Source organism: Microcoleus sp. (assembly GCF_049646505.1).
In the GTDB taxonomy this organism is placed as follows: domain Bacteria; phylum Cyanobacteriota; class Cyanobacteriia; order Cyanobacteriales; family Microcoleaceae; genus Microcoleus.
This window is the reverse complement of record NZ_JBARVX010000308.1, coordinates 1-8418: the sequence shown is the minus strand read 5'-3', so window position 1 is coordinate 8418 and position 8418 is coordinate 1. Positions and strand designations below refer to the sequence as shown.

Genomic DNA, 8418 nt, shown 5'->3' with positions numbered 1-8418 from the left:
GTTTCAACCGCCGTCTGTCTTCTGTCTTCTTTACCTGTCAACGGTCAACTGTCAACGGTCAACGGTCAACTGCGATCGATCGGCAATCGCACCCCGAAAGTCGAGCCGAGTCCTAGGCCGGGACTTTCGACCCAGATAGTGCCGCCGTGGAGTTCCACCAGATGGCGGACGATCGCCAATCCCAGTCCTAGCCCGCCGTAATTGCGCGTAGAACTGCTGTCAGCTTGGCGGAAGCGATCGAACACAAACGGCAAAAACTCCTTGCTGATGCCAATTCCGGTATCGGTGACGGCGATCGTCACAGAGTGAACCGGAGACACAGACAGCATGGCACCACCAGCCGATCGCGGTTCCCCCTCCTCCGAGACCCTGATTTCTACGCGACCTCCCGGCGGCGTAAACTTAATCGCATTCGAGAGCAAATTCCACACCACCTGCTGCAAGCGAGCAGCATCGCCCCTCAAGGTACTCACCCCTTCGCCGCAACAACTCACCAATTCAACTCCGCGAGCTTCAGCATCAGGAATCAGGGCCTTGACAGCCGTTTCTACAGTCCCAACCAAATTCACCGGGGACAGCTTCAAACACACTTTGCCGCTGACAATTCGGGAAACGTCGAGCAAATCCTCAATCATCTGAGTCTGCAACCGCCCGTTTCGCTCGATCGTCTCCAAAGCCACAGCCGTTTTTTCGGGACTCAACTTGCGCTGTCGCAGCATCTGAGACCAGCCCACCACCGCGTTCAGAGGAGTCCGCAACTCGTGGGAAAGCGTTGCCAAAAACTCGTCTTTAATCCGGTTGGCCTCGGAAGCTTCCCGGTAAAGCCGCGCATTGTCGATCGCCACCGCCGCATCCCGCGCCAAATCCGACAGCAAAACCAAATCGGCGTGCTCGCAGCGGCGGCCGGACTCCCCGCACAGCAGCGAAATCGCTCCCAGCGTCCGCCCGCGAGCCATCAGCGGCACGCAGATTGCTGATAGCGGGCTATGGGAACACAGCACCAACAGCAATTCCCTGTCCGGTACCACCGCTTCGAGCGCCCAATTCGGTATTTCGGGGTAAAGTTTCCCCTCCCCAGTCCGCAGCACCTTTGCGACTCCGTGCCTTCCCTGGGGGTCTACCGGCAAGCGCTGGTCGATTTGCCACAGCAGGGCGACTTTGTTCGGATCGGAGTTAGCGACTGCTTGCAAGCGGAGCGAGCCGTCGGGTTCGATTAAATGCACGCAGCACCAATCCCCCAACTCAGGTACTGCTAAATCTGCCAAACCTTGCAGCGCCTGCTGGTAATCTAGGGAAGCCGAGGACAGCAAAGCCAAGGCTCGGGCGCGGAAATCGGCTGTTTGGGCCGATCGCTGGCGATCGTCAATATCCGTACAAGTCCCGAACCACTTGATGATTTTCCGCTCAGCATCCCGCACGGGTATTGCCCGACCCAGATGCCAGCGGTAAGCCCCGTCAGATGCCCGTTTAAAGCGGTATTCGACATCGTAATCCCCCCCCGTCTGCACGGTGGTTTTCCAGCGTTCTAGGGTATTTTCCACGTCATCTGGATGCAAAACTGGCTGCCACCCCCAGCCTTGAGTTTCCTCCAGCGTCATGCCGGTATATTCAAACCAGCGCTGGTTGTAATAGTCGATCGCGCCGTCGGGCAAAGCAGTCCAAACTATTTGCGGGATGGCTTCAGCGAGGGCGCGGTACAACTGTTCGCTGGCTTCGGCTTGGTGGCGGGCTGCTTGTTCCCGCGCCAAGGCGAGATTCCGCTGTGCTTCGGCTTGTTTGCGATCGCTGATGTCGCCGATCGCCCCGATCAATTTGTAGGGATTGCCTTGAGAGTCAAGCACTGCCGTGCCGCGATCGATCCAGTGCAGCCAGCCGCCGCCTTGGTTTTGAACCCGGTATTCCTCAAAAAATGGGGCTGCAGAACTGTCTGGCGCGCTCAAATATCGATCGAGCGCAGCCAGGACTCGATCTCGGTCTTCCGAATGCAAGATACTGTTCCAAGCTGCTCTCGTCCTCGGAAATCCGCCTTTTTCGTACTCCAAATGTGCGTCTATCTCACCGAACCACAGCACGATACCCGTCTCGATATCCCATTCGTAAATCAAATCGCTAGCACTTTTTGCCGCAATCCGAAACCGCTCTTCAGACTGTCGCAGCACTTCCACAAAATTAAAGCGTTCCGTCACGTCCAAAACCAGAGACAGCACCGATATCAACTGTCCAGAATCGCTGTAAAAAGCCGAATTGTACCACTCGCAGTGCAGCAGCGAACCGCCCTTATTATAATTGCTGTTGCGAACAACATTGCAGCGAGTCTGCGGGTTTTTTAAACTATCAATTGCCGATTGTACATCTTCAAAATCGCCATCCCCAATAAAATTCCATTCGCTAAAATGCTTGCCTAAAACTTCTGTTTCCTTCCACCCAAAAATCTTTTCGGCAGCCGGCGACCACCCGCTGATGCGACAATTTTCATCCCACTCAATCACAGCTAGGGGTGTATTTTCAAAATGAGAAGTGAGTTTTTGCATCGCGTCGCCCAAAGATGCTTCTACTTGCTTGCGCTGAGTAATATCGCTAAAAGAAATAGCAATGCCGTCCCACAACTTAACGGCCATAATCCGAAACCAGCCGACAATGCCTTCGCTGCTGTAATAAATCTCGGTATTTAGGGGAGTTCCTGTTTCTACAACTTCGACGTAACGGTCGAACAAATTGCGCTCTTTATGACCGGGCAGCACTTCCAGCAATCGCTTTCCGATTAATTCTTCAGGAGCGATATGCTGAATTTTTGCCGCTGCGGGATTGACGTATTCCCATACAAAATCCACAATTTTAGATTCGTCGCGAAGGCTGCGGAACACGTTAAATCCATCTATAGATAATTCCTGAAAAACGCGGAAGCGTTCTTCGCTTTCTTGCAGCTTGCTGACAGTATCGAGCAGGATTTGCTCGACTCGCTCGCGCTGCGCTATTTCTGCGAGCAATTGCTGGTTAATTTGCTGGAGTTCGTTTGGGGGGGAGGCGGCGGAATTTTTAATGGCCGTGACAGCAGGATCTCGATCGAGCTTTTGAGTTTCCGGCGCTGTATTTGCCGAGAAAAAAGCCAAACCGTCCAAAGCCAAGAATTGTTGAGAAAGCGATGGCATCAGTTCCGCCACAGCCCACAAAGAAATCACAGCCGTAATGGCGGCCAGGAAACTTGAGGGCCAGTAGCTCGGATGCACCAGCATCCAAACTTGCATCAGGTGAGTTGTTCCCCGGCAGAAAAACCAGGCCGCCAATAACAGAAACCCCCTGCTCAAAGGTAACTTGCGCTGCTTCCAGGCAAAGTATGTCAGAATCGCTGGAATTGAGTAATCAGCCAAGGAAATTAACAAATCGCTGACCGCGTGCAGTCCCATTAACTGCGGTGGCCACTCTTCTAATCCGCCTTGGGAAATAAAATTGTGGTTGAATGACATAATTTTCAGAAGAAATTGCAGCATTTCGGCTTTCCCGTGCGTGCGATCGTACTTGCACTTGTGTTGCTGACCCGCTAATTCCTAGTTTATACACAAAAAAACAGAAAATAACAGTCACTTTCAGCCGGGATCAAAGTTCATTGCAGGTTTTAACCGTGCGCCAATCTTCGGACATTTATTGACAATTATAGGGAAACTCAGGTACTGTAATGCTCCATTAATTATCAAATTAAACGCTATATTTTGAGATCGAAATTAAATACAAAATCCCGCAGTTTAACGCAAGCGAGCGATGGCGACTGCTAATTTTATTAAAAATCTTGAGCTATCAACTGGCAAAATTCTCTAAATTTATCGAAATTTAATCGGTTTGTTGATAAGTTGGCAGATTCAGAAATCCCTTCAACATTGGAGAAGCGACATTTACTCGGGCGCTCGGAAATCCTGCCCCAGCAAGTTGGTTCGTAAAACCGAGCATCTCCGCGTCTGGCAGCATCAAAACTAATCTGTACTGTATCAAATTCTACTAAATTCTTCAACTAAATCGGTTAACGTTACTTACGATCGTTCGAGGAAAATGTCTGAAACCATCTAGAATTAAACATCCATGCGCTTAGAGCAGCTTCAAGCATTTCTTTCGGTTGCTGAAACCGGGAGCTTTCAGCAAGCGGCCCGGAAGTGCGGCGTGACTCAATCGACTATTAGCCGTCAAGTGCAGGGACTCGAAGCGGAAGTGGGTTTGTCGCTGTTTCACCGCGCGGGGATCGCGAAGCTGACTGTGGGAGGGGAACGCCTGTTACCTCACGCTCGCAAAATCTGTCAGACTTGGCGAAATGCTGCGGTCGAATTGGGGGATTTGCTGGCGGGAAAGCAGCCGGAACTGTGCGTGGCTGCGATTCACTCGGTTTGCGGTGCTTATTTGCCGCCTGTGCTGCAAAGGTTTTGTCGCGATTATCCTGAAGTGCAGTTGCGGGTGACTGCGCTGGGGAGCGATCGAGCTCTGAAAGTTCTCAAAGACGGTTTGGTGGACATCGCGGTGGTGATGAACAACCGCTATTTTACTCAAGCCCCAGAAATGTTGGTTGAGGTACTCTACAACGAGCCGATCGAGGTATTGATGGCGGCAAATCATCCCCTGGCCGTGTACGATCGAGTACCTTGGCCGGAATTGATTTGTTACCCGCAAGTCGTGTTTAAGGACGGGTACGGAATGCAGCGGATGGTGCAAGAACAATTTGAACGCATCGGCGCTAAACTTCATGCTGTTTTGGAACTCAACACTCTCGATGCTTTTCGGGGTGTGGTGCGACAGGGAGAATTGATTGCTTTGCTGCCGCATTCAGCTTTGATTGAGGCCCAGGGCGATCGCACTTTAGCAATTCGGCCCATCGTCGCCAAAGAAAACTCAAATTCCAAGGTTTTGGCGATAGGTCAATCGGCGATCGATCCGGCTTGGACTCGCGAAGTGGTATTGGTGACAACTCACGATCGAATGCAAATTCCGCCGATCGCCCATTTCTGGAATCTAGTACGCGAATTTGTCCCCCCATTAGATGTCATCAAGCTCGGAAAATTCGGGAATTAATTCGCGAGTTATCAGGTTTTTTTGTTGACTGTTGTCTGTTGACTGTTGACTGTTGACTGTTGACTGTTGTCTCTTCTCTTTCTAATAACAAATAACAAATAACAAATAACAAATAACAAATAACAAATAACAAATAACAAATAACAAATAACCAATAACCAATAACCAATAACCAATAACCAACAACCAATAATTATGAGTGACGAATTTAGAGAATTGCTGCGAAAAATTGGCAGCGGAATACACACAGGAGAAAACTTAACTCGCCAGGAAGCAGCAGCAGCCACGCGGATGATGCTGCTGCAAGAAGCCACACCAGCTCAAATCGGAGCTTTTATGATTTCCCACCGCATCAAACGGCCCATCGGCGAAGAATTGGCCGGAATGCTAGATGCCTATGAAGAATTGGGGCCGATGCTTGCCCCCCCAAACCGAGAAAAAGGGTTTGCAGTTTCGACGGTCGCCGTGTTTGGTGTAGCTTACGACGGGCGATCGCGCACCGCTCCAATTAGCCCCATAACCGCCCTAATTTTAGCCGCCTCTGGCGTGCCAAGCGTCATGCACGGGGGCGATGTCATGCCAACCAAAGAAGGCATTCCCCTGATTGAAATTTGGCGCGGTTTGGGAGTAGACTGGACAAAACTTAGTTTAGAAAAAGTCCAGCAAGTTTTTGACAGTACCGGTTTAGGTTTTGTCTACCTTCCCAAGCATTTTCCTCAAGCCGCCGCTTTAGTTTCCTACCGCCGGGAAATCGGCAAACGGCCGCCTTTTTCGACAATGGAGTTGATGTGGTGTCCCTGCGCCGGCGACGTTAACGTCATCTCTGGCTACGTGCACCCGCCGACAGAAGGTATGTTTCAAAAAGCCTTTGAATTGCGGGGAGTCAAAAATTATACCACAGTCAAAGGATTGGAGGGAAGCTGCGACTTGCCGCGCGATCGTACTGCGATTATCGGCATTGCTAAGCCGGATACTGAGTTTGAGCGAGTGCTTTTGGCCCACGGAGATTACGGTTTCAGCAACACAAATCCCGCCTTTGAATCAGCATCTGACTTACTCAAACAAATGCAGGAAGCGTTGCTAGGAAAACCCTCAGAATTGATGCAGTCAGCTATCTGGAATGGCGGCTTTTATCTGTGGCGCAGCGGGGTTTGTTTGGATATGAACTCGGGTTTGATTGAGGCCGAAACTTTATTGAACAGCCGTCAAGTAGTGCAAAAACTTGAGGAAGTTAGCAAAGCCGTTAGTGTTTTGAGTTGAAAATAACTAATAACCAATAACCAATAACTAATAACAGAGGGCGGACACGCACCATCCACCGCCCCTACCAACTAACAACCAACAACCAACAACCAACAAACAACAACCAACCAACAAACAACAACCAACAACCAACAAACAATAACCAACAACCAACAACAAATAACAAATAATAAATAACAAATAACCAACAACAAATAACCAACAACAAATAACCAACAACAAATAACAAATAACTAATAACTAATAACTAATAACCAACAACAAATAACCAACAACTAATAACTAATAACTAATAACTAATAACTAATAACCAACAACAAATAACAAATAACTAATAACTAATAACTAATAACTAATAACAAATAACAAATAACTAATGACCAACCATCAAATTGCTGTAATTGTACTCGCAGGCGGTCAAAGTTCGCGCATGGGGACGGATAAAGCTTTGCTGGAAATTGAGGGTAAAAGCCTGTTGCAGCGGGCGCTGGAGGTTGCAGCATCCGTAACGCCACAAGTGTATGTTCTGACTGCTTGGCCCGATCGCTATCGATCGACCTTAACCGAACAATCCCAATTTCTGCTAGAGTACAATCCGGGCTCCGGGCCCTTAGTTGCATTGACTCAGGGATTGACAGAAATTCCCGCCGACTGGATTTTACTGTTAGCTTGCGATTTGCCCTTATTAGAACCCCAAATTATTCAAAATTGGGCGAGTCAGCTAACAGCCGTCCCCCCATCAACCCTAGCAATTGTCCCTTATCAAAATTCCCGCTGGGAACCTTTGTGCGGCTTCTACCGCCAACAATCTCTCCCCAGTTTGCAAAGTTTTATTGAAAAAGGGGGACGTTCCTTTCAAAAATGGTTAAATCAAATCCAAGCAATCCCTCTACCTGTAGGGGAACGAGAAGCACTAATGTTATCGAATTGCAATACATTAGAAGAATTTGAGCAATTAAAAGATAAAATGAGTAACGGTTGACTGTTGGCTGTTGACTGTTGACTGTTGACTGTTGGCTGTTGGCTGTTGACTGTTGACTGTTGACTGTTAACTGTTGACTGTTGACTGTTAGCTGTTGACTGTTGGCTGTTGACTGTTAGCTGTTAACTGTTGGTTATAATTCCGAATTACCAATTCCGACTGACTACTGCCAACTAAGAGGGCGGGCACGGGGGCACCGCCCCTACCAACTAACTAATGACTACTGACTAATGACTACTGACTAATGACTAATGACTAATGACTACTGACTAATGACTAATGACTACTGCCAACTGCCAACTGCCAACTACCAACTGACTACTGACTAATTAAATGATTAACGAATATTGGTTGCTCGATCGCAATATAACATTTCTCAATCACGGCTCCTTTGGGGCCTGTCCGATTCCCGTGCTCGAAGCCCAAACCAGTTTTCGAGAACAACTCGAAAGAGAACCTTTGCGCTTTTTAATGCGAGAATTTGAACCGCTGTTAGATAATGCTAGAAATCAGTTAGCCGCATTTATCGGCGCGGGTGAAGAAGATTTAGCCTTTGTGCCGAATGCTACAACGGGAATAAATGCTGTTTTGCGATCGCTCTCTTTTGCTCCGGGCGACGAATTGCTAACCACAAATCAGGAATACAACGCCTGCCGCAACACACTTGATTTTATAGCAGAGCGCACGGGTGCTAAAGTAATAGTAGCAGAAATCCCATTTCCCATTGACTCGCCCCAACAAATTATTGAAGCAATAATTAAGTGCATTTCTGCTAAAACAAAAATTGCCTTATTAGACCACATAGTCAGCCAAACTGGCTTAATATTTCCCATCAAACAGTTAGTCGGCGAGTTGGAAAATCGCGGCGTAGATGTATTGGTAGACGGAGCACACGCGCCGGGAATGGTAGCGCTCAATTTAGCAGAAATTGGCGCGGCTTACTACACTGGAAATTGCCACAAATGGCTGTGCGCGCCGAAAGGTGCGGGGTTTTTATACGTGCGGCGCGACAAGCAAAATGCCATTCGCCCCACTACAATCAGTCACGGTGCTAACTCGCCGCGCGCTGATAAATCGCGCTTTCAATTAGAATTTGACTGGATGGGAACACTCGATCCCAGTCC

General features: G+C 48.8%; 5 protein-coding genes. 4 read left to right on the top strand and 1 reads right to left on the bottom strand.

Annotated elements, in window-relative coordinates; all coding sequences use genetic code 11:
• Window positions 1–65: 65 nt before the first annotated feature.
• Window positions 66–3488, bottom strand: coding sequence for a PAS domain S-box protein (locus tag WBA89_RS16185; protein ID WP_424408140.1), 3423 nt, complete (start codon window positions 3486–3488; stop codon window positions 66–68).
• A gap of 583 nt (window positions 3489–4071) precedes the next feature.
• Here WBA89_RS16185 and WBA89_RS16180 point away from each other — a divergent pair.
• From WBA89_RS16180 to WBA89_RS16165, 4 genes are all read left to right on the top strand, one after another.
• On the top strand, window positions 4072–5049 hold the full coding sequence (locus WBA89_RS16180; protein WP_424408138.1) for a LysR family transcriptional regulator: 978 nt from the start codon (window positions 4072–4074) through the stop codon (window positions 5047–5049).
• Window positions 5050–5244: 195 nt separating this feature from the next.
• Window positions 5245–6309: an anthranilate phosphoribosyltransferase family protein gene (locus tag WBA89_RS16175; protein ID WP_424408136.1), complete on the top strand. Its 1065-nt coding sequence runs from the start codon at window positions 5245–5247 to the stop codon at window positions 6307–6309.
• A 379-nt stretch (window positions 6310–6688) separates the two neighbouring features.
• Complete coding sequence (locus WBA89_RS16170) at window positions 6689–7294, top strand: molybdenum cofactor guanylyltransferase (protein WP_424408134.1); 606 nt, start codon at window positions 6689–6691, stop codon at window positions 7292–7294.
• A 333-nt stretch (window positions 7295–7627) separates the two neighbouring features.
• Window positions 7628–8418, top strand: a 791-nt coding sequence (locus WBA89_RS16165; protein ID WP_424408132.1) for an aminotransferase class V-fold PLP-dependent enzyme, incomplete at its 3' end; no start/stop codon positions are given.

Bases quoted from the DNA above. Each gene is read 5' to 3' on its own strand.
- WBA89_RS16185 (WP_424408140.1), bottom strand. From the start codon at position 3,488: ATGCTGCAATTTCTTCTGAAAATTATGTCATTCAACCACAATTTTATT.
- WBA89_RS16170 (WP_424408134.1), top strand. From the start codon at position 6,689: ATGACCAACCATCAAATTGCTGTAATTGTACTCGCAGGCGGTCAAAGT.
- WBA89_RS16175 (WP_424408136.1), top strand. From the start codon at position 5,245: ATGAGTGACGAATTTAGAGAATTGCTGCGAAAAATTGGCAGCGGAATA.
- WBA89_RS16180 (WP_424408138.1), top strand. From the start codon at position 4,072: ATGCGCTTAGAGCAGCTTCAAGCATTTCTTTCGGTTGCTGAAACCGGG.